The sequence below is a fragment of the Roseburia sp. AF02-12 genome (genome assembly GCF_003461765.1).
GTDB classification, from domain to species: domain Bacteria; phylum Bacillota; class Clostridia; order Lachnospirales; family Lachnospiraceae; genus Roseburia_C; species Roseburia_C amylophila.
Genome location: NZ_QTXS01000001.1, coordinates 1,476,055 through 1,498,880 on the forward strand (window position 1 = coordinate 1,476,055; position 22,826 = coordinate 1,498,880).

General features: G+C 39.3%; 25 protein-coding genes and 2 pseudogenes. 2 read left to right on the forward strand and 25 right to left on the reverse strand.

Annotated elements, in window-relative coordinates:
• Positions 1 to 181 precede the first annotated feature (181 nt).
• The 10 genes and pseudogenes from DV740_RS15345 to DV740_RS07220 form a co-directional block, all read right to left on the reverse strand.
• Positions 182 to 382: pseudogene (locus tag DV740_RS15345) on the reverse strand (bacteriohemerythrin); the annotation flags it as partial.
• Positions 369 to 1,628, reverse strand: a complete 1,260-nt coding sequence (locus DV740_RS07175) for an HD-GYP domain-containing protein (RefSeq protein WP_199534937.1) — start codon at positions 1,626 to 1,628, stop codon at positions 369 to 371. The pseudogene DV740_RS15345 and the gene DV740_RS07175, both read right to left, overlap by 14 nt.
• Entirely contained in the window at positions 1,629 to 1,784 is a 156-nt protein-coding gene (locus tag DV740_RS07180; protein WP_012740305.1) for a rubredoxin, read from the reverse strand.
• Between the two features lie 90 nt (positions 1,785 to 1,874).
• Positions 1,875 to 2,249, reverse strand: coding sequence for a desulfoferrodoxin family protein (locus DV740_RS07185; protein ID WP_023920586.1), 375 nt, complete (start codon positions 2,247 to 2,249; stop codon positions 1,875 to 1,877).
• Positions 2,250 to 2,276: 27 nt separating this feature from the next.
• A complete protein-coding gene (locus DV740_RS07190; protein ID WP_117841718.1) occupies positions 2,277 to 3,221 on the reverse strand; it encodes an L-lactate dehydrogenase in 945 nt (314 codons plus the stop codon).
• Between the two features lie 27 nt (positions 3,222 to 3,248).
• Positions 3,249 to 3,791: a rubrerythrin gene (gene rbr / locus DV740_RS07195; protein ID WP_117947600.1), complete on the reverse strand. Its 543-nt coding sequence runs from the start codon at positions 3,789 to 3,791 to the stop codon at positions 3,249 to 3,251.
• A 23-nt stretch (positions 3,792 to 3,814) separates the two neighbouring features.
• Positions 3,815 to 4,204: a Fur family transcriptional regulator gene (locus DV740_RS07200; protein WP_118087767.1), complete on the reverse strand. Its 390-nt coding sequence runs from the start codon at positions 4,202 to 4,204 to the stop codon at positions 3,815 to 3,817.
• Positions 4,205 to 4,333: 129 nt separating this feature from the next.
• Positions 4,334 to 5,083 carry a peroxide stress protein YaaA gene (yaaA, locus tag DV740_RS07205; protein ID WP_117697961.1) on the reverse strand — a complete coding sequence of 250 codons (750 nt, stop codon included), beginning with the start codon at positions 5,081 to 5,083 and terminating at the stop codon, positions 4,334 to 4,336.
• Positions 5,083 to 5,538 (reverse strand): thioredoxin-dependent thiol peroxidase, encoded by a 456-nt coding sequence (gene bcp / locus DV740_RS07210; RefSeq protein ID WP_118087768.1) that lies wholly within the window; start codon positions 5,536 to 5,538, stop codon positions 5,083 to 5,085. The genes yaaA and bcp overlap by 1 nt, the downstream gene beginning before the upstream one ends.
• Before the next feature lie 331 nt (positions 5,539 to 5,869).
• A complete protein-coding gene (locus DV740_RS07220; RefSeq protein ID WP_242994238.1) occupies positions 5,870 to 7,552 on the reverse strand; it encodes a GGDEF domain-containing protein in 1,683 nt (560 codons plus the stop codon).
• A gap of 237 nt (positions 7,553 to 7,789) precedes the next feature.
• Between DV740_RS07220 and bilS the strand changes: the two genes are divergently transcribed.
• Positions 7,790 to 8,302, forward strand: a complete 513-nt coding sequence (gene bilS, locus DV740_RS07225) for a flavodoxin family protein BilS (RefSeq protein ID WP_118087769.1) — start codon at positions 7,790 to 7,792, stop codon at positions 8,300 to 8,302.
• A 51-nt stretch (positions 8,303 to 8,353) separates the two neighbouring features.
• On the opposite strand, the gene DV740_RS15065 is transcribed toward bilS, so the two are convergent.
• From DV740_RS15065 to DV740_RS07255, 7 genes are all read right to left on the reverse strand, one after another.
• Positions 8,354 to 8,569 (reverse strand): EAL domain-containing protein, encoded by a 216-nt coding sequence (locus DV740_RS15065; protein WP_242994240.1) that lies wholly within the window; start codon positions 8,567 to 8,569, stop codon positions 8,354 to 8,356.
• Positions 8,570 to 8,637: 68 nt separating this feature from the next.
• Positions 8,638 to 9,495 (reverse strand): diguanylate cyclase domain-containing protein, encoded by an 858-nt coding sequence (locus tag DV740_RS07230; protein WP_242994242.1) that lies wholly within the window; start codon positions 9,493 to 9,495, stop codon positions 8,638 to 8,640.
• Positions 9,496 to 9,627: 132 nt separating this feature from the next.
• On the reverse strand, positions 9,628 to 9,840 hold the full coding sequence (locus DV740_RS07235) for a hypothetical protein (RefSeq protein WP_242994244.1): 213 nt from the start codon (positions 9,838 to 9,840) through the stop codon (positions 9,628 to 9,630).
• Between the two features lie 93 nt (positions 9,841 to 9,933).
• A complete protein-coding gene (locus DV740_RS07240; RefSeq protein ID WP_118087770.1) occupies positions 9,934 to 10,599 on the reverse strand; it encodes a helix-turn-helix domain-containing protein in 666 nt (221 codons plus the stop codon).
• 208 nt (positions 10,600 to 10,807) lie between these two features.
• Positions 10,808 to 11,191 carry a VOC family protein gene (locus DV740_RS07245; protein WP_118087771.1) on the reverse strand — a complete coding sequence of 128 codons (384 nt, stop codon included), beginning with the start codon at positions 11,189 to 11,191 and terminating at the stop codon, positions 10,808 to 10,810.
• A 132-nt stretch (positions 11,192 to 11,323) separates the two neighbouring features.
• Positions 11,324 to 11,950, reverse strand: coding sequence for an alpha/beta fold hydrolase (locus DV740_RS07250; protein WP_118087772.1), 627 nt, complete (start codon positions 11,948 to 11,950; stop codon positions 11,324 to 11,326).
• 28 nt (positions 11,951 to 11,978) lie between these two features.
• Complete coding sequence (locus DV740_RS07255) at positions 11,979 to 12,404, reverse strand: GNAT family N-acetyltransferase (protein WP_118057281.1); 426 nt, start codon at positions 12,402 to 12,404, stop codon at positions 11,979 to 11,981.
• A 191-nt stretch (positions 12,405 to 12,595) separates the two neighbouring features.
• Between DV740_RS07255 and DV740_RS07260 the strand changes: the two are divergent.
• Positions 12,596 to 12,773 (forward strand): annotated as a pseudogene (locus DV740_RS07260) (ATPase); the annotation flags it as partial.
• Between the two features lie 117 nt (positions 12,774 to 12,890).
• Here DV740_RS07260 and DV740_RS07265 read toward each other — a convergent pair.
• From DV740_RS07265 to ileS, 8 genes are all read right to left on the reverse strand, one after another.
• A complete protein-coding gene (locus tag DV740_RS07265) occupies positions 12,891 to 13,268 on the reverse strand; it encodes a translation elongation factor Tu domain protein (protein WP_021748087.1) in 378 nt (125 codons plus the stop codon).
• A 115-nt stretch (positions 13,269 to 13,383) separates the two neighbouring features.
• Positions 13,384 to 13,737 carry a hypothetical protein gene (locus DV740_RS07270; protein ID WP_118087773.1) on the reverse strand — a complete coding sequence of 118 codons (354 nt, stop codon included), beginning with the start codon at positions 13,735 to 13,737 and terminating at the stop codon, positions 13,384 to 13,386.
• 170 nt (positions 13,738 to 13,907) lie between these two features.
• Positions 13,908 to 14,552 (reverse strand): YczE/YyaS/YitT family protein, encoded by a 645-nt coding sequence (locus DV740_RS07275; protein ID WP_330415599.1) that lies wholly within the window; start codon positions 14,550 to 14,552, stop codon positions 13,908 to 13,910.
• Between the two features lie 35 nt (positions 14,553 to 14,587).
• On the reverse strand, positions 14,588 to 15,136 hold the full coding sequence (locus DV740_RS07280) for a histidine phosphatase family protein (protein ID WP_117841710.1): 549 nt from the start codon (positions 15,134 to 15,136) through the stop codon (positions 14,588 to 14,590).
• 27 nt (positions 15,137 to 15,163) lie between these two features.
• On the reverse strand, positions 15,164 to 15,685 hold the full coding sequence (locus DV740_RS07285; RefSeq protein ID WP_118087774.1) for a hypothetical protein: 522 nt from the start codon (positions 15,683 to 15,685) through the stop codon (positions 15,164 to 15,166).
• Positions 15,686 to 15,715: 30 nt separating this feature from the next.
• Positions 15,716 to 16,603 carry an Rpn family recombination-promoting nuclease/putative transposase gene (locus DV740_RS07290; RefSeq protein WP_118087775.1) on the reverse strand — a complete coding sequence of 296 codons (888 nt, stop codon included), beginning with the start codon at positions 16,601 to 16,603 and terminating at the stop codon, positions 15,716 to 15,718.
• 370 nt (positions 16,604 to 16,973) lie between these two features.
• Positions 16,974 to 19,448 (reverse strand): glycogen/starch/alpha-glucan phosphorylase, encoded by a 2,475-nt coding sequence (locus DV740_RS07295; protein ID WP_118087974.1) that lies wholly within the window; start codon positions 19,446 to 19,448, stop codon positions 16,974 to 16,976.
• Between the two features lie 88 nt (positions 19,449 to 19,536).
• On the reverse strand, positions 19,537 to 22,695 hold the full coding sequence (ileS, locus tag DV740_RS07300; protein ID WP_118087776.1) for an isoleucine--tRNA ligase: 3,159 nt from the start codon (positions 22,693 to 22,695) through the stop codon (positions 19,537 to 19,539).
• Positions 22,696 to 22,826: the final 131 nt, after the last annotated feature.

Below are 22,826 nucleotides of genomic sequence, written 5' to 3' on the forward strand. Positions count from 1 at the left end.
TCATAGTAAGCAGTTGGTTTATCACCAAAGATACCTCCTCTTACTGCCAGCACAAAGTTTCGCTTAGCAAGCACTTGATGCGTTTCTTCTACGTATGCATATTGTCAAGTGTATGTGTCATATTTTATATTCAAAATAAAAAAAGCTGCTACTCTGAAAAATAACAGCCTTTCTTACTATATCAGCCTTTTGGAATTTGACCATCGACATACAGAATGTGATTAACTAACCACTCTGTGAGATATTTTAAAATTCCCATAATCTGTTCATCTTGATCTTCTACCTCATCATTGTGATGTTCCATAAATTCATCAAGTTTATGTATAAATTCCTGATGTTGAACTTTCTGTGTAAATATCTTCTTATAATTAATAGATTCCACCAAAACATTCCCTAATTTTCTTGGAAATATCAGAATCAACAAAACCTTTCTGCGCCATGTCATCAAGAATCTCACACGTTTTTTCGTGCGATAAACCTTTCTTATATGGTCTGTCCTCGGTTAATGCCTGATAAATATCAATACATGCCATAATACGTTCCGGCTCATTTAATTCAGCTGCGGTTTTTCCAAAAGGATACCCTTTTCCATTTAATTTTTCATGATGGAAAGCTGCCCAGTCTCGTATTTCTTCAAAATCATTAACCTCTGATAATATAAGGTATGTATAGCCAGCATGATTCTTCATTTTTGAAAATTCATCATCCGTAAGCTTATCCGGTTTTTCCAAAATTTCATTGCCTACTGCCATCTTCCCAATATCATGCAGTGCACCAGCCAGATAAATTTTTTGCACATTAATAGAATCATATCCGATATATTGAGCAAAAAAAGCTGCTTTTTCAGCCACTCCTATAGAATGTCTGCTTGTAAAAGAAGATTTATAATCTACAATCTTTGCAAAAAAATCTGCGACATTTTTACACGTTTTCCAATCAAAAACCTGTTTTTGTCTTGGGATAATCTCCCATAGCTTCATTTCAAAAGAATTATCACTTAAACATATAAAAGATTCAGAATGTGTGAATGCATGAAAAAAGGCATTCACACATTCTGAATCAAATAATCCATCCCTATTTTTTAAAAGGTACTGACATATAAAATTCCAACTGTTATTTCCAAATCCCGTGTTATTTCCTATAATATCAATGGTATCTGCAAGATGAATAATCCTTGCAAACAATGGAATTTCATTCCACTTTTTTTGAAAAGGACCAGTTCCATCGGCATGTTCATGATGATACAAAATCACATTTGACACATCTGTTTTAAATGGAATTTTAGTAATATTTTTTTCACCATAAATACAATGAAGATTTGTTTTTTTCTCGGATAAATCTTTTTTACAATCAATGACGGAATCCTTTTTCAGTTCTTCCGAAATATATTGTGTCAAAGCATTATCATGCAGTAAAGCACACATGGCTAAATCTTGTAATTCATCACCTTGAATTTTCCAATATTCAGCCATGCATATACTTATATAAGCCACTCTTTTTCCATGTTTGTTTTTGATATTTACCAACTCTGCTTCTATACAGTCCAAAGCATAAGAACAGGCTCCTGCAAGTCCGATGATATCTATACTTAGTTCTTCTTTCATTTGTATAATCCTATCATAATACATTTATGCTTCTGAGAACTGGTCTTTTCCTACAGAGCATAACGGACATTCAAAATCTTCTGGAATATCCTCCCACTTTGTACCAGGTGCAATACCACCTTCTGGATAGCCCTTCTCCTCATCGTATTCCCATCCACAAACATCACATACGTATTTCATTCGTTGTTCCTCCTTGTAAATATATTAATACACAGCCTATATTACTGTTATATTTGTGTTGTTCTGTAACCTTAATATGTATAAATGCTTTTAGCATTTCCATAATCCATGCAGGTTACAATATGCATATACTTCTTCTACCTGTTCACCATCGCAAAGACAAAAATCTGCTACCGGCTCCTGCCCTGGATTTAACTGTTTTCTGTATATTCCCTGGTTTGTATTTAATGTAATCCACTCAATAAAATGCTCTTCAAGCATTGGATGTTTTGTCTCTCCGACCACGACATGAACATGACTGCCTTCTATCGTATATACAGGTACATGCTTCTCGACAGCAGCATCTGTCACTCCGGCTTTTAATTCCTGCATAGGTTCTCCGCAACAAATTACAGGTACACCCTTATCCTTTACCTTTTCAACAATGTTTCCACAATGCTTACAAATATAATACCTTACTTCCATGCCTTTTTCTCCTTCCATGTGTAAAATTTATAATTCAATTGTCTCCATAATCTTTTTCAATGAATCTGCAGATTCCTTAAGCTTTAACGCTTCCTCGCCACTTAAATTAATAGGTATATCAGACTCAATACCATCTGCACCTACAATAGCTGGCATACTTAACGATACTCCGTCAATATCATATACTCCATGCATCATGTGTGATACAGGAAGTATTGATTTTTCATCTCTCATAATCACTTCGCAGATTCTTTTTACAGACATTGCAATTCCATAATATGTAGCGTGCTTTTTGTTTATAATCTCATAAGCACTGTTCTTGACTGCTGTAGCTATTTCTGCCGTGTTTTCCTTGTGCTTGTAATGTCCACGCATTTCACACATTTCACTTAATGGAACACCAGATACATTGGCTGATGACCATGCTACAACTTCGCTGTCTCCATGCTCACCTACTATAAATGCATGAACACTCCTGCTGTCCACAGATAAATGCTCACCAAGCTTATATCTTAATCTGGCACTATCTAACACGGTACCCGATCCAATAACCCTGTTTTCTGGAAGTCCTGATAACTTTATGGCTACCTGAGTCAGGATATCTACCGGATTCGCAACTACAAGCATGATACCTGCAAAATTTCTCTTTGCTATTTCAGGAATGATTGACTTAAATATTGCTACATTTTTATTTACGAGATCAAGCCTTGTCTCTCCCGGTTTCTGTCCCGCTCCGGCAGATATGACAACAATTGCAGCATCAGCCACATCATCATAATCTCCGGCATATATTTTCATCGGACTCGCAAATGGAATACCATGACTGATATCCATCGCTTCTCCTTCTGCCTTGTTCTTATCTGCATCGATAAGGACAATCTCTGTAAACAAGCCACTCTGCATCAGAGCAAATACCGATGCAGAACCAACAAAGCCACAGCCTATCATTACTGCTTTTTTTGAATTAATCACTTTCTTCTTCGTAATAATCTCATCTCCTTAATAATTCTCTTCATGTACTTCAAAATAGCTCTGTGGATGATTACATACCGGACATACTTCAGGCGCCTTAGTTCCTACCACAATATGTCCGCAGTTACGGCATTCCCATACCTTAACTTCGCTCTTTTCAAATACCTGTGCAGTTTCAATATTCTTAAGAAGTGCACGATATCTTTCCTCATGGTGCTTCTCAATCTCACCTACTGCCCTGAATTTTGCTGCAAGCTCAGGGAATCCTTCTTCCTCAGCTGTTTTAGCAAAGCCTTCATACATATCTGTCCACTCATAATTTTCGCCTTCTGCCGCTGCCGCCAGGTTTTCCTTTGTATCACCAATTCCTGCTAATTCCTTGAACCACATCTTTGCATGTTCTTTCTCATTATCTGCAGTCTTTAAAAACAATGCTGACATCTGCTCGTAACCTTCCTTTTTCGCTACAGAAGCAAAATAGGTATACTTATTTCTTGCCTGTGATTCCCCTGCAAATGCCTCCTGCAAATTCTTCTCTGTCTGTGTTCCTGCATATTTGTTTGCTGCCATCTCTTTTACCTCCATTTTCTTTACTACTTTTTCTCCCTGCATTTTTGGCAAATGCCTTTAAATGAAATATCATAATCCACAAATTCAATTCCATGAGTGTTATGAATTCTTTCCAGCAAATCCGGTATTTGATCCATATCCACATCAAAAATTTCACCGCACTTTATACATCTTACATGGTAATGATTTTTCAATGTAAAATCAAATCGGTTCGGTCCATCCGGAACTTCAACCTTTCTTAATACACCTTCCTCTACCAATATATCAAGATTTCTATATACAGTTCCTTTTCCAATTGTTGGATATGCTTCTTTTATAAATTCATACACTTCATTTGCCGTAACGTGTCTTCTCATTTCGTATACGGTATTTCTTACAAGATCTTTTTGAATGGTATTTCTCCTACTTGTCATTTGTCCTCCTTATTAGGATTAGTTCTTAATAAGAATTATATATCACTATCATCCTGTTGTCAATAAGAAAATAGTAATAATTATCATTATTACAAAAGATGCCAAACTGAGCATCTTTTAGCTGAATAACTATTTTATTTTGCGTTCAAATACATATTCTGAATCTGAAGATAAATCAGACCTAAACGAATATCCGAGTCTGTCAAATTTCTGAATCTCCACCGGATTTTCAATATTATTTTCCGCTATGAATCTGACCATTTCACCACGAGCCATCTTGGCATAGGTACCTTTTGTTACCAATTTATCTCCGGATAACTCACAAAATACAATCGTAATATATCTGTCCTGTGGTGTCAGATACTTTTCTATACATTTTGAGTATTCTTTTGATGCAAGATTAATGATAATCCTACTGTCATCGATTACTGAGCGGTATAATAATTCTCCCCAGTACTCATACAGATTTTTTGCATCTCCAATTCCAACCTTTGCCTGCATTTCAAGACGATAAGGAGTCACACCATCCATTGGTTTTAAAATGCCATAAAACGCAGACAAGATTCTTAAATGATTTTGCAAATACTCAAACTGCTGGTTTTCAAACACAGATGGTGCCATATATTGAAATGCAATCCCTTCATATGCTAAAACAGCCGGAGTAAGCCTGTTATAAAGATCCATATTTTCCAATCTGTTAAAGTTCTGCTCTGCAATCTTGTCATTACATTTCCAGATAGCTTTCAGTTCTTCTTTTGATTTGCTTTTCATCCAGTTTAATACTTCTGCTGTCCTATCAATATAGACAGGCAGTTCAACCGGTGCTAAGTTATCGGTATCTACAATCATCTTTTTTGCAGGTGATAAAATAATCTTCATTATACCAATTCCTTAAGCATATTTTCAGGATCATCTGCCGCCTTGACTTTATCATTTGCCTTTATAATGATTCCCCGCTCATCAATAAGATATGTAGTTCTTACTACACCCATAGATACTTTTCCATAATTTTTCTTTTCTTTCCAGACATCATATGCTTCAATAACTTTACGCTCCGGATCTGCTAATAGCGTAAATGCCAGTCCGTATTTTTCTTCAAATCTCTTGTGAGACGCTACAGAGTCCTTGCTTACTCCGAGAATAACAGCTCCCTTCTCAATAAACTGTGGATAACGCTCAGAAAAGCCACATGCCTGCTTCGTACATCCTGGTGTATTATCCTTTGGATAAAAATATAGGATCACTTTTTTTCCTGCATAATCGCTTAATTTATGCATTTCTCCATTCTGATCCGGCAATTCAAAGTCCGGTGCTTTTTTTCCTACTTCTAACATATTTTATACCTCCAAATTGATTAAGCTGTTTCCAAAATAAATATCTCTGGATCATTAACAATATTATACATTCCATCCATTACTTCCGACAAGCAGGGAAAGAAAAATAATCAATCCAAATACAAAAGGATGTATCACGATAATTCTTGCATTACCTTGACACATCCTTTCGTGTTGTATTTTTTATTCTTCTTAATGACAGCTATGGTTTCCACATCCATGCTCACCACATGTATGTCCATCCCCATGGAACACGGAAGGTCCAGAATCGTTTGATGGCTTCACGCAAGGATGATGCTCCGGCGATTACCTCCAGGTCATTTTTTCTGGCCTATGCATCCGTCTGCTGTTCCTCAAGCTCCTCATAAAACCGGTAACTGTTCTTACCATTCTGTTTGACATAATACAATGTCTTGTCCGCTCTTATATAATATTCTTCAAAGTTTCCTCCCTGTCTGCACATGCACAGACCGCAGGACAGGGATGCCGGTGAAGTCTCTGCCGTGAGATTTTTTGCCGCACCAAAGCTTTCAAACAGCTTTCTCATCCGCATGTTCATCTCTTCTTCTGATGCCTCCGGCAGATAGAACAGGAATTCATCTCCTCCCAGCCGGCAGACCACTGCGTTCTCCATGCACTCTGTGAGCATTGCTCCTACCAGCCTGAGAGCACAATCCCCCGCCTTATGTCCATAGACATCGTTGATCTTCTTAAGATTATCCATATCGACAAATCCCAGACAGCCATCATGCTCCTGCATTTTCTCAAGGATCAGCTTTTCACCCTTATGACGCATAGGAAGACCTGTCAGATAATCCAGGCTTTCCCTGGCCTCTTTCTGCCTGGCCAGCTCCAGCTCGCGGATGCGGTCCATTGTCTGGATCAGCGTAACGACCAGCAGGACCACCAGTCCGGTTGCGATAAAAATCCCTGACATTGACACCACTCGATACACCTCTGTCACCTCCAGCATGACTGCAATCATGGCAACTACCAGTCCGATCAGCGGAAGCTTGTAATGTTTCGCCGTTCCCTTGATGAGATCCCGGCAAATGGTGATAAATATTGTCAGGAACGTTCCTGCAATCACTAGGTGGGACAAGAACATTGTCGAGATAAAATCTGCGATATTCAGTAGCTGTAAGGACGTGCATAGTACAAAGTTCACACAGGTGATACACTCTGCCACATGATAGGCCTTCCGGTACCTTCCCTGCTGCACACTGTCAATATAGAACATGAGCGGAACCGGGCAGAGCATCACAACGAAGAAGCACATATTCGACAGAATAGAAGCATTGGAAACGAACAGCTGGCGCAGCTTCGATTCTCCCAGCATCCACACTGCTCCCAGAATCATGCACCATCCCAGGTACTCCAGATCAAATCTCGTCTTATATATAATATCAAGCACCAGACTGATGATCAGCACGACCAGTCCGGCAAACAGCATGGTGCAGGCGATCAGAGTTACCATAAAATAGCAGTGGAGTATATATGCCCAGATATCTGATTTGTCCCCACAATATACCGTGTTGACGACACCGGAATACTTATCGGTAAAGGACTGCAGTTCAATCCGCACTTCCTGCCCCGCATCCTCGCCGGATGTCTCGCAGAACACATACCCACTGGCAGAATTTTTCCCAAAAGGTCTGGTATTCTCCGTATCATACAACGCCCTCAGTTCCCCACCGATGTAAATGCGCACATTCTCCAGAGAGGACCTGATGGCGATCGTATTTTCATGATAATCCTGTGGGAGCACTGACCGGATGACCAGAGGCTCTCCGGCAGGCACATCACATTTGCCCGGAACCGGGATTTCCTCTTTGGTTCCGTCTGCCAGCACCCGGTAAAAGGTTCCGGTATAAGTAATGCTTTCCTCCGTGACCGTTTCCCTTTCACTTGGGTAAATATATTGTCCCAAAAGGAATGCCGCAAGCAGCACACATATCACCACATAAAATAAAATTCTTTTATACTTTCGGATTGTATATTTCTCTTCTGTCAACTTTTCTACCTCATTAAATGATACCGGGACAGCCCGGCTTTTATTCCCTTATCGGAGTTCTGTCCATGATTTTTCCCTCACTTATGAACAAGTTTATCACAAGCGGCAGGAAAAGCAACTATCCCTTTCGCTCTGTAAAATGTTTATGGAAAATTCATTGGACAAATCATGCTTTCCGAACTAAAATAGGAATGCGATATGATAATTTCATGATCCTATGAAAGGAGACAACATGATATGAAGAATAAAAAATATTCCATCGTTTATAGCAGCTTAACAGGTAATACCAAGGTGCTGGCTGATGCGATCCACGAGGCATTACCTCAGGATGAATGTGAGTATTTCGGTGTGTCCGACACAGTGATTCCTTCTTCCGAACTGCTCTATATCGGATTTTGGACAGACAAGGGAAATGCAGATACCAAGACATTACAGCTATTATCGCAGTTAAAGAATAAACAGATTTTTCTGTTTGGAACTGCTGGCTTTGGTGGCAGTGATATCTATTTCCGGAAAATCCTGAATCAGGTTAAGCAGTTCGTTGATGCAAGTAATGTTATCGTCGGAGAGTATATGTGTCAGGGCAGAATGCCACAGTCTGTCCGGGAACGCTACTTGAAAATGAAGGATGCTCCCGAGCATCCGGCAAATCTTGACGTATTAATCCAGAATTTTGACTGTGCATTGTCTCACCCTGATGCAGATGACCTGGAGAGACTCAGACAAGCCGTTAGGAACTCATCCTTCTGATAAGACCATAAAATAAGGCAGCCCCACATAGCTGAGTCTACCTTACTCTCTTTATTTAACATTGATGCCACTGACATATTGCTGCAGAAACTGTTCTTTTCCGCATGGTCTTCCAAAATAATATCCCTGCAGATAATCAACCTTCATTTCTTTCATTTTCAGAAGCCATTCTTTTTCCTCGATGCCTTCTGCGCATATCCTGACGTTAATACTATGTACCATTGGGATGATATTTTTATATAATTCATAATCCCTCGCACTGTTCATCGCCTTGCAGGATCTGAACATAGGATACATTTACATTCATCCGGAAGTCAGGAATATATTTCTGCATTTCACAGCACATTGCTGCAGCTTCGTTCAAAATATATCTTCCAGCGGGAATGAGCAATCCGGTCTCTTCCAACTAATGGGATAAACTCTATCGGTGAAACAAACTCCCGCCCTTCTTCCGTTATCATGGAAAAACGCATCAGTGCCTCTGCTCCAATGTTCTGTTCGGACTGACAGTCCACGATCGGCTGGTAGTATACTTCAAAGCCATCATAATGGTTCACAATAGCATTCCGAAGTGTTGCTATGATTCTCCCTTTTCGTAAAAAGACCTCATAGTCATCCTGGTCAAAAATATAGAATCCATTTTTACCCATGTTTTTTGCCTGTTTCAAGGCAAATTCAAACTTTTTGCGGCATTCTTCGGTTCCCTCACAAAATATTGCTGCATCTATAACACCAATAGAAATAGAAAATATAGCTTCATAATTTTCGGCTACTATGAAATTATGAAGTTTATCTGTAATCTTTTCTTTCAGTGCCACAGCGTCTTCTGCGGAGGAAGCTTCCAGATCCACGATCACATACTGATCCGCTACCAGATGGTAAATTCTCTGCTTGTCTGAAAGGCATTCCTTCATACAGCCGGCTACGCTTTTCAGGATATAATTACCATAATCAGTTCCCCTGGAGCTATTGATCGCTCCGAAATCATCAATTCCTATATGCATAAAAAAACCCTTGGAAATGGGTTCCTTTTGTGCACGCAGGTAAGCAAGGAATTCCGGCCCGCCAAGCAGTCCTGTGACATTATCGGCTCTTCTCCTGTTGCCGGTCTCATTCAGGCACCCAACCAGATACTCTGCCTTTCCCTGCTGATCAATGATCACGATACCACGGCAGTTAATCCAGAGCGGCATACCTTCTTTATCAAGCCACCTGTAATGATCTCAAATAAGATTTCTGCTGTCTGCTCTCCAAACACTCTAAATATATCATTAATCACAACAAGAACCTTCCTTCCGACAACTTCACTCTATTCCTGCCATTTTCTAGAATAGCTTAAAGATATTCACACGGTCATGCATCTTGGCTGCTCCCTCTGCCAGATTAATACTGATCGCAGTATTCTCTTCGGAGGATGCAGCATTGCCCTGTACTACGCCGGACAGCTGTTCAATTTCCTGGCCAATCTGCTCCAAGGACTCTGCCTGGGAGTTGGCTTTCTCCATGGTGTTCTCTGCAAGCTCTGCAAAGGACTCCATGCCTCATTTTCATTCTGTAATACTTCTTTTGCATTTACTGGCATACTCCCCAATATTGCCAATACTATCACACAACAAATTACTTTTTTTATTCTATACAGCTTTTTTAACCTCCTTTGTAATCTCTACTTCCTCTACGCCCGGTATCCATGCATTTTTCCATAATACCCGGTGTCCCAAATACCAGATTTGAATATGTTGTCCTTCTTTAATATCTTTAAAACTTCCGGCACTTCCATCCGGTAATGTTACCGGGATTGCATCATCTTGCGCCAGACGATATACCTTTCCGGGATTTTTTCCATTTGCATCTGTCTCTCTTACATAAATCACCTCACCCTTCGATTCAACCACTGCATTCATGCATAAATGATATTCTAAAATATAATTTTTCTGAATGTTCTCTACACTGTATCCGATTAAAACTCCAAATAGCACAAACAGAATACACAACACCCACCGGTACTTTCGTATCTGTCTTTTTTTCTCCCTCTTTGCAATATCTATAGTATCTTTTACCAGCTCATTTACCGTATGCTCTGCCCTGCCAGCCTCTTCTCCCCGGATAATATCAGCAACATCCACCTGAAATACCTGTGCCAGCTCCTCCATTAATTCAATATCCGGAAATGAGATTCCGCGCTCCCATTTCGAAACTGCTTTGTCTGAAATATGAAGCTGTTCTGCAAGCTGCATTTGTGTCCAGCCTTTCTTTTTCCGAAGGTTTCTGATATATTCGCCTGTTTTTTCTTTATCCATACCCCTCCTCGTCCGTTTGCCGGACTTCTTCTCCTCCCTGATATTTTGATACCTTTATTCTATTTGAATTTCGATATTTTTGCACTCTACTCCTGGTTTAGTGCGTATAAAAAATGCAGGAATCAAGGTTTTTCCTCTCTTCCTGCATTGCCTGCTTTTTGATTATCTCTCCAAACCTCGTCCATTTCCGATTTGTGCCTCCTATTTTTCAGACTGTAATTTCAATTTGGTTATCTTCGAATGCAACAATACAACTTTCATAATAACCATCTCCAGTCTTTCTTGGACCGCTGACAACTTTATAACCATCCGCCCTTAACTCTGCAGTCAAAGCATCAACCTTTTCTTTGCTGCCTACGCTAAAAGCAATGTGCGCATATCCGGTACGAGTAAGCTCTTTGGGACAATCCGACATTTCTGGTTTATTCATAATCTCTATGCGTGTATCATCATCAAATGAAAGAAAATAAGAGCGGAAATCCGTCTGAAAATTATGATATCCATCGTTTGATTTTGCATCAAAATATTTCACAAAAAAATTTCTTGCTTCTTCCAGATTATTTACATATAATGCAATATGTTCGATTTTCATAGTTTGTTTTTCCTATCTTCTTATTAATTTTCTTTTCCTGTTCTGTTTCCATTTTAACTTCTTTTATATGTGAATACAACTCCAATTACAGATGCAATAAGAACAAATGGTGCAATCCTCACAAGCAGGAAGTTAACTGATACTATCATAAAATCTTTGCAACACAATCGCCAACTCTTCCGGGGCTTCTATGTTTGCTTCATGACCTGTTTTCATAAGTTCATGGAAGTAGGAATTGTTCAGATAATGGCAAAGTTCTTTTGAAGTTTTTTTGTTTGCATTGTCCTTCTCTCCACAAACGATTAATACCGGACAAGACACCTTATGCAGTGAGTCACTGAAATCTAATTCAGCCATCGTACCACATAGGTTAATAACATCTGCTTTTTTGAAGCCCATTTTATTGAATGCCGAATTCGGCATAAGATGAAACAATATATTCTGAACTTTCAATAATTTTCGGGGCATTTTATATTGTGCTGCAATTAATACGAGTGCCTTTACTTTATCTGGGTGGTCTATTGCATAATTAAGTGCCAGAACAGCTCCTAGAGAAAGTCCACATAAGACAATTTCTTCGTTCTCCTTGTCGCATTCTGATGAGAATGCTGAATATAATTCCTTATATGTAGCAGATTTCCTTTCTAACAGCTCTGATAAACTCAAACTGCAACTGCTTTTCGATACTTTCGTTTCTTTTATTACTCTATTCCAACTGTCTGGTTTTTGCCCTAATCCATGCAAATATAAATACTTCATATATTGTCACTCCGTCAAATTTTGATTTCTATTTTTGTTTCCATAGCATAGTGTATTCTTTTTCACCAGTAGCTTCATCCAAACCTTTACATTGAATAATGAACCCTTCTCTTTGGTAAAAAGAAATTGCTCTGGCATTCTTCTGGTATACATTTAATTGTAATCTATCTTTTTTATCCTTAATATAATTCAATAAAAGCTTACCTATGCCACATGACTGCATTTCTTCAGAAACAAAAATACCTTCAATATATTCATTATTTAGTCCTACAAATCCTTGTATCATCTTATCCACTTCAAACACATAGACTTCGGATTGTGACATCATTTCTTTCACTAATTCATAATTACTTTTCCAGTATTGATTGGAAATAAAATAATGCGTTTTCAGATTTGTCTTTAACCATATGTCAGCAACTCTATCGATATCTCCGTTCAGCAACTTTCTAATCATAACAAATATTCTCCACAACTACATCCTTTCTGCTTTTCTCTTTTTTCATTCTATCACAAGCTCACCATTAATCATCAATTTTTTGATATTTTTTCTTTTTCCCCACTGTAAAACAGCCTCTGAGCGTTTCTATAGGCTTTGATGTCCGGGCAGCCTTCGGGTTGCCTTTACATAGTTTCCACTTTCAAAAAATAAAAAAATTTGTGTTTTTGAAAGTGGGTGCCTATATAAAAACAATCACGAGAGCAAAATATATTGATAGAATCATTGAACTGAATGGCACTCCTGACATCAAGATTATCTTCATCGACTTCATGGATTTGGCGTATGAAAAAAATCAAGGAATAACATTCCTTACACGCCTATGTGTAAGAACATTATCAGGAAGGCAAAACGAACTATATAAAGGAGTCTTCCTGAAAACATACAAAAACTATATAACATAGGGCATGAATGATTTTTTCTCCATCAAACTGGAATTTGTAATTACATTCCATACATATTGGCATTCTTTACAATCACTCTATCTCCTTTTTCTAATTGTTCCTTAGAAACTCCTCTTAACCCAAGTCCAACATGCTCTGTTTTATATCCACAACCATTTGATTTTCGTTCTTTTGTATGTATATCGATGGTAGTAATTATAGTCTCTAATACACCTCCATTTGTTTTATAAACACACGCATTTTCTCCTTCTCTACACATTCCTGTTGATATGTTTCCTGTGGCAACTGTTCCAACCCCCATAATTGTAAATACATCATCAATAATCAATTCAAAGTCTTCTTTTAAACATAATGGAACATCTAATCTGTTCATATACTCTTTTTCTCGCTCTTTTTTGCTTTTACCAAATAATCCCATAGTGTTTCTCCTTTATAACTTCCGATTGTTTTAATTCTTCTCAGTTCCACCTTCTTGCCCTTCGGACAAGAAGTATCCCTCGCTCAAAGAGCTCGGTCAATTATAAGTTGTTATTTCAATGCTTTTTTATCATTTTCTTTTTCATCATATTATGTTCAAACTCAACCCATGCGATTTCAGAAAATAGAACTATCATATAAATAACCACCTGAACCACAACGCCATCCAGCTTTTTAATAAAATATCCAAAAACAGCTTGTGTAATAAATAGCACACTACCCAAAATAATAAAATTTCTGCCATGTCTATGGTTCCATTCCGTAACATTTGTCAGTTCATCTTTACGAAGTGGTTTCTCTCCTGTATTTATTGATACTGGTTTTTCAGACCTATACTGCATAATTCCAAGTATGATAAAAATAAGTGAAATCAATAATGAAATTACCAAATAAATAATTGTAGCAGCCATGTCTATTCCTCCAATTCAGCCTCTGCTTCCACTCTCTCTGCTTCTGCCCTCTCCGACTCTGTCTGTTTCTTATTCTTCGCATTCTCCATATGCCGGTAAAGGAGTTATTCTTGAATTATAAGATGCACAGTGGGACAGTCCTATGTGCCTCCTTTGTTTTGATACCTCTATTAGATATCAGAACGGTCGTTGCCACAAGCAACACAAATTAACTTTTTCGTTTTTGCCGCAGTAAACTGGATGACCGGTCCGGAAATGAGGATTGTTACTATGGTGCATATGCCAAATTTTCCGCCCAGCATAACACCTGTCACAACCATCACGACATCCAGTACCATTCGTACAATTTTTACCTGCCAGTTGTTCTTCTCTGCAAGAGAAAAAGTCAGTGCCTCATAAGAACCCCGCCCCAGGGAGGCTGCCGCATAAAATCCGGTTCCTATGGCAAAAATCACAATTCCTAATAACATGATAAGTGCATTTACCCATATATGCGTACTGTACACATGTGCATTTGCAAACAAATCTACACAAAGGCTATATACAATCTGATAAAGTATCGTGCCGATATGTATCTGTGACCTGTCATAGAAAAACGCAAATACAATCATAACTATGGCTACTATCATGGATGCCATACCGATGCTTACATGAAATGTTTTTGAAATTCCCTGCCATAATACCGCAAGGGTGGCACCACCAAATCCCGCATACAGCGCCAGCGTAATGCCATATGCCGCAACGACTGAACCAGCCACTATAATAATTAATTTTATTGTCCACTCCAATTTACTCATGTCATTCCGTTTTTCCATTCCATTCACTTATCATATTCCAACATCTATCCAATTTACACTTCCAAAATTTTACACTGTTCAAGTCCCGCACTCCAAAACTCCTCAATCGGCATACCTTTCACCTGACAGATAATGCTTGCATTCATCGCACCATGTCCCACAATCAGGATATCCTTACCTTCCTGTAGCTGCGGGTCTATCACTTCCTTCAAAAATGCTCCTGTTCTTGCAAAGAGTTCCTCCCAGGTTTCTGCTCCACCTATCGATTCGTGATATTCTCCCGGCTTTTGAAACAAAATATTAATCGGGCAATCCGGAATAGCAAAGCTGTTTTCGATTCCCTCATAATCGCCAAAACTCATTTCCATCAGCCGTTCGTCTTTTATTATTGGAATTTTCCGGTTTTTTAACACAATTTGTGCTGTCTCAACAGCCCTTATCAACGGAGAACAATAACACACATCTATGTGCAAATCCTTATACTCTTCGCATGCTTTTTCCGCCATCAGGCGTCCTTCTTCATTTAATGGGATATCCGTTCTTCCCTGTATTTTATGTAATGCATTCCATTCCGTTTTTCCATGCCGCATAATATATAACATTTTGAATTTCTCCTAAAATCATAGTTTTTAACTTATCTTTCTGTTTAATAAGCCCCACAAACTCAGGAAACCTATTGCAGCCCCAAGCACCACTCCGGCTACTTTCATTAATTCATTGTTCCTAAATTTTTTATCTGGAAGAATGCCCGCTTTATTATAAGAATATTTTATATGATCTGTAGTATATGCAGTTATGGTATCTCCCACCTCATATTCTGTATATACACTTTCCGGCACCTGCATCCGCTTATTATATTCATTCGTTTTGCCACCATGATAATAGAAGAAATAATTTTGAGATATGGCATTATCCGCCGTAGCATCTTCACTCTTTTTATCCGTTATCACAACATCTTCTCTATCATAATCTTCTCCTAATACCATCTCTTCCATTTGTCTGTGAAGTGCCTTCGACGTCAAAAATACGTTTAACCAGACCGCCAGAAAAGCTATGCTTAAAGCAGCAAAACAACTCCAGAACAGAACTTTCTTCTGCTTTCCGGTTAATCGTTCTTTTTGTTTCTGATGCTTCGCCAATTTGTTGCTCATGCTGTAATTCTCACATTCTTTCTAATCGTCTTACTTATCATACTTTTTCAGGAAATACGTTGCCTTATCTTTATCTATATGCAGTTCCTCTTGCAGCAATAAAATAATTTCCTTCTCTGACTTTCCGAACCTGCGTCCAAGTTTTATAACTTCCTTCGTTTTTCCTACTATTTCGCCCTCTTCCAAGCCTTCTTTTTTTCCTTCTTTTTTTCCTTCTTTTCTGCCTTCCTCTTCGCCCTGTTTCCGAATTCTTTCTTCTCTCTCAAAGCTCTTCATATATGCAAGACCTACCTCTCCATCCCGCTTGACTGCTGTTACCATCCGGTGTAACTTTTTCAGATTCTCGGTGGAAGCATTCTCTACGGATGAATGTTCCATGTAATGCAGTAGCTGTTTTAATTCCTCCGGCGGATTTCCTTCACTTCCTCTTGTATACAAAAATATGGTCTGTGCCCCATCTTCATACTTTAATTCCGGCACTTCTACACAGCAGTTCTTAACGGTATACACCATACGATTCAGTCCAAAGGGGTCATAGGTTGTAATGAAAATAACAACAACATTCCGAAGACTTCCATAGGTTTCGCCCGATGGTAAATTTCCGGCATCAATTTTTGCATGATAAAACCGAACTCTTCTTGGTAATGCTGCCATCTCGTTCTTCCCATCATTCTGGTCCGGTTCTATATCAAAGATTTCTCCATTCTCTTCATCCAGATATACATCCAGCCGGATGCCGTGAGTTTCCAAATTTTCTCCGCAAAAGAAACGCTGCGGCACTACCGTAAGCTTTCCTATCTGTCGATGCAGAATGCATTCCAAAATATACCTCGCTGACTGTTCCCCATAAATTTTGTGACTGGTTAAGCTGTTTACTAAAAAGTCATCCACCAGATTCAGTTCTTCTAAAGTTCTCATTTTCCTCCTTTTCCCATAATGCAGTGAAAAGCAGGATTGCATATATCTCATGTTTTCCTAAACTTCCGCCTCTTCAATGCACTATGCGTTTATTAATTGTAATTAGAATTTAAAAGCATAGAATTCATTGAATTGATACTAGAAATTTAGACTGGCTTTCGCCATTCGAAAATCAGAATATATGCTTTGTGTTGATTGTAACAAATAAGTTCTTTGAATACAAGTAAATTTTTCCCAGTAGCTTAAACCTCACAGAATCTGTCACCGGTGCTTCTTACGGATGCCTAACGTCTTAAAGCAGAAAGAGGCAACAACCCTGCCGGGCTGCTGCCTCTTTCTGTTTTTATGCTTATGCTCTTATTTCTTAATTTTATTCTGCTTTGTCATCTACTGTAACAGTGATTTTGTTCAGGTGCCAGATATCATCCACATATTCCTGAATCGTACGGTCAGATGAGAATTTGCCGGAAGCTGCAATATTTAAGATTGCTTTTCTAGCCCATTCTTTTTCATCTGCATATGCAGCATTAATCTTCTTCTGTGCTTCCACATAAGAACGGAAGTCTGCCAGAATAAAGTAAGTATCTGCGTACTGTGTGCACTGTGTATTCAGCAGTGAGTTGTAAAGGTCACGGAACAGTTCCGGATCATTTGGTGAATAGAATCCGTTGATTAACTGCATCAGAACTTTACGGACATCCTGATCATTGTTGAAAATCTGCATTGGATCATAATCACGTTTCTGCTCATGAGCAATCACTTCGTCAGAGCTCATACCGAAGATAAACATGTTTTCTTTGCCAACTTCTTCTGCCATCTCAACGTTTGCACCATCCATGGTTCCGATGGTAAGCGCTCCATTCAGCATGAACTTCATATTACCGGTTCCGGATGCTTCCTTACTTGCGGTAGAAATCTGCTCGCTGACATCTGCTGCTGCAAAAATAATCTCTGCATTGGATACCTTGTAGTCTTCGATAAATACAACCTTAATCTTTCCGTTGATAGACTTATCATTGTTGATGACATCTGCAACAGAGTTGATTAATTTGATGGTAAGTTTTGCATTGCGGTAGCCTGCTGCTGCTTTTGCTCCGAAAATGAAAGTTCTTGGAATAAATTCCATATCCGGATGCTCTTTTAATTCATTGTAAAGATACATTACATGAAGAATATTTAAGAGCTGGCGTTTGTACTCATGCAGACGTTTTACCTGTACATCAAAGATAGAACGAGGATTTACTTCAATACCATTGTGCTCTTCAATATAAGAAGCAAGGCGCAGCTTGTTCTTATATTTGATATTTAAAAATTCCTGCTGAACTTTCTCATCATCTGCATAGAATTCTAATCTCTTGATGCGGGAAAGGTCTGTAATCCAGTCTTTTCCAACATATTTGGTTACCCAGTCTGCAAGCAATGGATCACCATGCATTAAGAAACGACGCTGTGTAATACCATTGGTCTTATTATTAAATTTCTCCGGGAACATCTCGTAGAAATCTTTTAATTCCTGTTTCTTAAGGATTTCTGTATGAAGTGCCGCTACACCATTTACAGAATATCCTGCACAGATTGCCAGATGAGCCATTTTAACCTGACCATCATATACAATTGCCATCTTCTCAACCTTGCGGTTGTCTCCCGGGTATTTCTGCTGGATTTCCAGTACAAAACGACGGTTGATTTCTTCTACAATCTGGTAAATTCTAGGAAGCAGTCTTGAGAAAATCTCGATTGGCCATTTCTCTAATGCTTCTGCCATGATGGTATGGTTGGTATATGCACAGCATTTTGTTGTAATATTCCATGCATCCTCCCACTCTAAGCCTTCTTCATCCAGTAAGATACGCATTAACTCTGCAACTGCTACGGTTGGATGGGTATCATTCATCTGGAATACTGCTTTTTCAGGAAGCATATGGATGTCTGGATGATTCTTCTTAAATCTTGCAATAGCACGCTGCAAGCTGGCAGATACAAAGAAGTACTGCTGTTTTAAACGAAGCTCTTTTCCTGCGATATGGTTATCATTCGGATAGAGAACCTCTACTAAGTTCTTTGCTAAGTTCTGCTGTTCGATTGCACGATGATAATCACCTTTATCAAAGGAATCCAGCTCGAAGCATTCCATTGGCTCTGCATCCCAGATCATCAATGTATTTACTACATTATTGTTATAACCTACGATTGGCATATCATAAGGAATTGCTTTTACGGACTGATAGCCTTCCTGTACGAATCTGGTTCTTCCATCTGGCTGTGCCTCTGCACGTACATATCCACCAAATTTTACTTCGAAATTGTATTCCGGACGTTTTAATTCAAATGGATATCCATTCTGTAACCAGTTATCCGGCTCTTCTACCTGATAACCATTCTCTATTTTCTGACGGAACATTCCATAATGGTAACGGATTCCACAACCATATGCCGGATATCCCAGAGTTGCCAAAGATTCCATAAAGCAGGCAGCAAGTCTTCCCAGTCCACCATTTCCAAGTGCCGGGTCCGGCTCCTGATCCTCTATGGCATTTAAGTTGATTCCCATTTCCTCTAAAGCTTCTTTCACTTCATTGTACACAGTTAGGTTAATCAGGTTATTGCCTAATGCACGGCCCATTAAGAACTCCATGGACATATAGTATACAATCTTTGGATCTGCTTTATCAAATTCCTGCTGGGTTGCAAGCCACTGGTCAATGATTACATCTTTTACAACGTAGGATACTGCCTGGAAAATTTCCTGCTCGCTTGCTTCATCCATTGTCTTACGATAGAGGTGTTTTACGTTCTCAACTACCTCTTTTTTGAAGGTTTCCTTTTCAAACATTTTGCTTTTCATAATGTTCTCCTTTTGTTTCGATTCCGGTGTTTTTTGTGCAAAAAGGGAGCAGACCCCTGACGGCTCCACTCCCTTATCTTTATTCTGCTTATTTCTTTTCCACGCCAAGCACAACTGTTTCACCATTAATGTTCCATTCTTTCTGATATCCGCTCACCGTATCAGCCACAACACTATCAGCCAGAACTTCTTTTGCAATTTCATCTCCATATTTTGCGAAGATGTCTTTTACCTTCTGATCTGCCTTATAAGAAACAGTAATTTTATCCATTACTTCAAATCCTGCTTCCTTACGCATTGTCTGGATTTTGCTGATTAATTCTCTTACCATTCCTTCCTCTAAAAGTTCCGGAGTAAGGTTCGTATCAAGAACTACGGTCACTTCATTATCACCTTCTGTCATGTAACCTTCCTGCTGTGTCATGGTGATAAGTAAATCCTCTTCATATAATACAACTTCGTCGCTTATACTGTCAAGTTTCAGTGCACCTGTGCTCTTAAGCTCAGCCATTGCCTTGTTGCCGTCTAATTCTGCAAGTGCTTTCTGAATCTGGCCTAAATATTTACCGAATTTCGGTCCAACGGTACGAAGCTGTGGTTTGAAGGTATAGCTAGTATATGCACTGACATCCTCTGTAAATGCCACTTTCTTTACATTCAGCTCATCTTCGATAATCTCTGTAAAGTATTCGGATAATTCAAATGGTGCTTTTACAAACATATTTCCAATCGGCTGACGGTTCTTGATATTTGCAGTATTTCTGCAGGCACGGCCCATAACAACGATTTTCAATACTTCGTCCATATTTTTCTCTAATTCACTGTCTATCCAGCTCTCGTTTGCCACCGGATAGTCGCAAAGATGGATGCTTTCCGGCGCACTCTTGTCGATGCTGCATACCAGGTTCTGGTAAATTTCTTCTGTCATGAAAGGAATCATCGGCGCTGCTACCTTGCATACAGTTACCAGTGCAGTATAAAGAGTCATATATGCATTGATTTTATCCTGCTCCATGCCCTTTGCCCAGAAACGCTCACGACAACGTCTTACATACCAGTTACTCATCTCATCTACAAATTCATCCAGTGCTCTTGCAGCTTCCGGAATACGATAATTACCCAGATTATTATCTACAGTCTTAATCAGTGTATTGAGTTTGGAGAGAAGCCATTTATCCATAACGGAAAGTTTCTCATAATCCAATGTATATTTGGTTGCATCAAATTCATCAATATTTGCATACAACACGAAGAATGCATAAGTATTCCAAAGTGTTCCAAGGAATTTACGCTGTCCTTCCTGTACTGCCTTTCCATGGAAACGGTTTGGCAGCCATGGTGCAGAATTGATGTAGAAATACCAGCGGATTGCATCTGCTCCGTAAGTCTCTAATGCATCAAACGGGTCAACGGCATTTCCTTTGGACTTACTCATCTTCTGTCCATTTTCATCCTGTACATGTCCCAATACGATAACATTTTCATATGGTGCTTTATTAAATAATAAGGTAGACTCTGCCATCAGGGAATAGAACCATCCACGGGTCTGGTCTACTGCCTCGGAAATAAACTGTGCAGGGAACTGCTGTTTAAAGAGGTCTTCATTTTCAAATGGATAATGATGCTGTGCAAATGGCATTGCTCCTGAGTCAAACCAGCAGTCAATTACTTCCGGTACACGATGCATTTCGCCGCCACAATCCGGGCACTTGAAGGTTACTGCATCAATGTATGGACGATGTAATTCTACTTTGGCATCATCCGGGTTACCACTGCGCTCTGCTAATTCTGCACGGCTTCCGATACACTCCTGATATCCACAGGAACACTCCCATACAGGAAGCGGAGTTCCCCAGTAACGGTTACGGGAAATACCCCAGTCCTGAATATTTTCAAGCCAGTCACCGAAACGTCCTTTTCCGATAGATTCCGGAATCCAGTTTACGGTATTGTTATTGCGGATCAAATCCTCTTTTACAGCGGTCATCTTAATGAACCAGGATTCTCTTGCATAGTAAATCAGCGGAGTATCACAACGCCAGCAGTGTGGATATTCATGTTCAAATTTTGGTGCATCAAAGAGCAGTCCTTTTTCTTCCAGGTCTTTTAATACCATTGGGTCTGCTTTCTTTACAAATACACCGGCATATGGAGTTTCTTTGGTAAGTTCTCCTTTTCCGTCTACCAGCTGGACAAATGGAAGTTCGTATCTACGTCCAACCTGGGCATCATCTTCACCAAATGCAGGTGCGATGTGAACGATACCGGTACCATCTGTCATGGTTACATAAGTATCACAGGTTACATAGTAGCCTTTCTTATGCTGTTTCTCACAGATTTCCTTTGCGCAGTCAAATAATGGCTCATATTCCTTGTACTCTAAGGACTTTCCTGGGAAAGTATCCAATACTTCATATGCTTTTACGCCATTTTCTTCATCCGCAAATTTGCCAAGTACCTTATCTAACAGTGCTTCTGCCATATAATAAGTATATCCGTCAGCAGCTTTTACTTTACAGTAAGTCTCGTCCGGGTTTACACAAAGTGCAACGTTAGATGGAAGTGTCCATGGAGTTGTGGTCCATGCCAGGAAATATGCATCTTCTCCGATTACTTTGAATCTTACGATTGCGGAACGTTCTTTTACCGTCTTATATCCCTGTGCTACTTCCTGAGAAGAAAGCGGAGTTCCACATCTCGGGCAGTAAGGAACAATCTTGAAACCTTTGTATAACAGCTTCTTATCCCAGATTTTCTTAAGAGCCCACCACTCAGATTCAATGAAATTATCATCATAGGTTACATATGGGTTATCCATATCAGCCCAGAATCCAACGGTTCCTGAAAAATCTTCCCACATTCCTTTGTATTTCCATACGGATTCTTTACATTTCTTGATGAATGGCTCCATACCATATTCTTCAATCTGCTCTTTTCCGTTTAATCCTAAAAGCTTTTCTACTTCCAGCTCTACCGGAAGTCCATGGGTATCCCATCCGGCTTTACGTGGGACATATTTGCCCTTCATAGTCTGGTATCTTGGAATCATATCCTTGATAACACGGGTTAATACATGACCGATATGTGGCTTACCATTTGCAGTTGGCGGTCCATCATAGAAAGTATAGGTCTCGCCTTCTTTCCGGTTCTCCATACTTTTCTTAAAAATGTCATTTTCTTTCCAGAATTTTACGGTCTGTTTTTCTCTGTCCACAAAATTCAGATTTGGGGAAACTTTTTCGTACATGTTAGTCCTCCTTTAAAATTTTCAGTTTCTCGCTAGCCGCGTAAAAAAGAATGTGCCTTGGCACATTCTCGCGCCTGCGGCGATCGCTTGCGACATCTACCTTATACGCCGCAGTGTGCATCCTCGCGGAG

Bases quoted from the DNA above. Each gene is read 5' to 3' on its own strand.
- DV740_RS07240 (WP_118087770.1), bottom strand. From the start codon at position 10,599: ATGGATAAAGAAAAAACAGGCGAATATATCAGAAACCTTCGGAAAAAG.
- DV740_RS07185 (WP_023920586.1), bottom strand. From the start codon at position 2,249: ATGGAAGTAAGGTATTATATTTGTAAGCATTGTGGAAACATTGTTGAA.
- DV740_RS07265 (WP_021748087.1), bottom strand. From the start codon at position 13,268: ATGGGATTATTTGGTAAAAGCAAAAAAGAGCGAGAAAAAGAGTATATG.
- DV740_RS07285 (WP_118087774.1), bottom strand. From the start codon at position 15,685: ATGAGCAACAAATTGGCGAAGCATCAGAAACAAAAAGAACGATTAACC.
- bilS (WP_118087769.1), top strand. From the start codon at position 7,790: ATGAAGAATAAAAAATATTCCATCGTTTATAGCAGCTTAACAGGTAAT.
- yaaA (WP_117697961.1), bottom strand. From the start codon at position 5,083: ATGAAGATTATTTTATCACCTGCAAAAAAGATGATTGTAGATACCGAT.
- DV740_RS07250 (WP_118087772.1), bottom strand. From the start codon at position 11,950: ATGAAGTATTTATATTTGCATGGATTAGGGCAAAAACCAGACAGTTGG.
- DV740_RS15065 (WP_242994240.1), bottom strand. From the start codon at position 8,569: ATGAACAGTGCGAGGGATTATGAATTATATAAAAATATCATCCCAATG.
- DV740_RS07295 (WP_118087974.1), bottom strand. From the start codon at position 19,448: ATGAAAAGCAAAATGTTTGAAAAGGAAACCTTCAAAAAAGAGGTAGTT.
- ileS (WP_118087776.1), bottom strand. From the start codon at position 22,695: ATGTACGAAAAAGTTTCCCCAAATCTGAATTTTGTGGACAGAGAAAAA.
- DV740_RS07270 (WP_118087773.1), bottom strand. From the start codon at position 13,737: ATGGCTGCTACAATTATTTATTTGGTAATTTCATTATTGATTTCACTT.
- DV740_RS07255 (WP_118057281.1), bottom strand. From the start codon at position 12,404: ATGATTAGAAAGTTGCTGAACGGAGATATCGATAGAGTTGCTGACATA.
- DV740_RS07290 (WP_118087775.1), bottom strand. From the start codon at position 16,603: ATGAGAACTTTAGAAGAACTGAATCTGGTGGATGACTTTTTAGTAAAC.
- DV740_RS07275 (WP_330415599.1), bottom strand. From the start codon at position 14,552: ATGGAAAAACGGAATGACATGAGTAAATTGGAGTGGACAATAAAATTA.
- DV740_RS07175 (WP_199534937.1), bottom strand. From the start codon at position 1,628: ATGTATTATGATAGGATTATACAAATGAAAGAAGAACTAAGTATAGAT.
- bcp (WP_118087768.1), bottom strand. From the start codon at position 5,538: ATGTTAGAAGTAGGAAAAAAAGCACCGGACTTTGAATTGCCGGATCAG.
- DV740_RS07230 (WP_242994242.1), bottom strand. From the start codon at position 9,495: ATGCCGCTCTGGATTAACTGCCGTGGTATCGTGATCATTGATCAGCAG.
- DV740_RS07200 (WP_118087767.1), bottom strand. From the start codon at position 4,204: ATGACAAGTAGGAGAAATACCATTCAAAAAGATCTTGTAAGAAATACC.
- DV740_RS07235 (WP_242994244.1), bottom strand. From the start codon at position 9,840: ATGGAGTCCTTTGCAGAGCTTGCAGAGAACACCATGGAGAAAGCCAAC.
- rbr (WP_117947600.1), bottom strand. From the start codon at position 3,791: ATGGCAGCAAACAAATATGCAGGAACACAGACAGAGAAGAATTTGCAG.
- DV740_RS07280 (WP_117841710.1), bottom strand. From the start codon at position 15,136: ATGTTATATATTATGCGGCATGGAAAAACGGAATGGAATGCATTACAT.
- DV740_RS07245 (WP_118087771.1), bottom strand. From the start codon at position 11,191: ATGAAAATCGAACATATTGCATTATATGTAAATAATCTGGAAGAAGCA.
- DV740_RS07180 (WP_012740305.1), bottom strand. From the start codon at position 1,784: ATGAAATACGTATGTGATGTTTGTGGATGGGAATACGATGAGGAGAAG.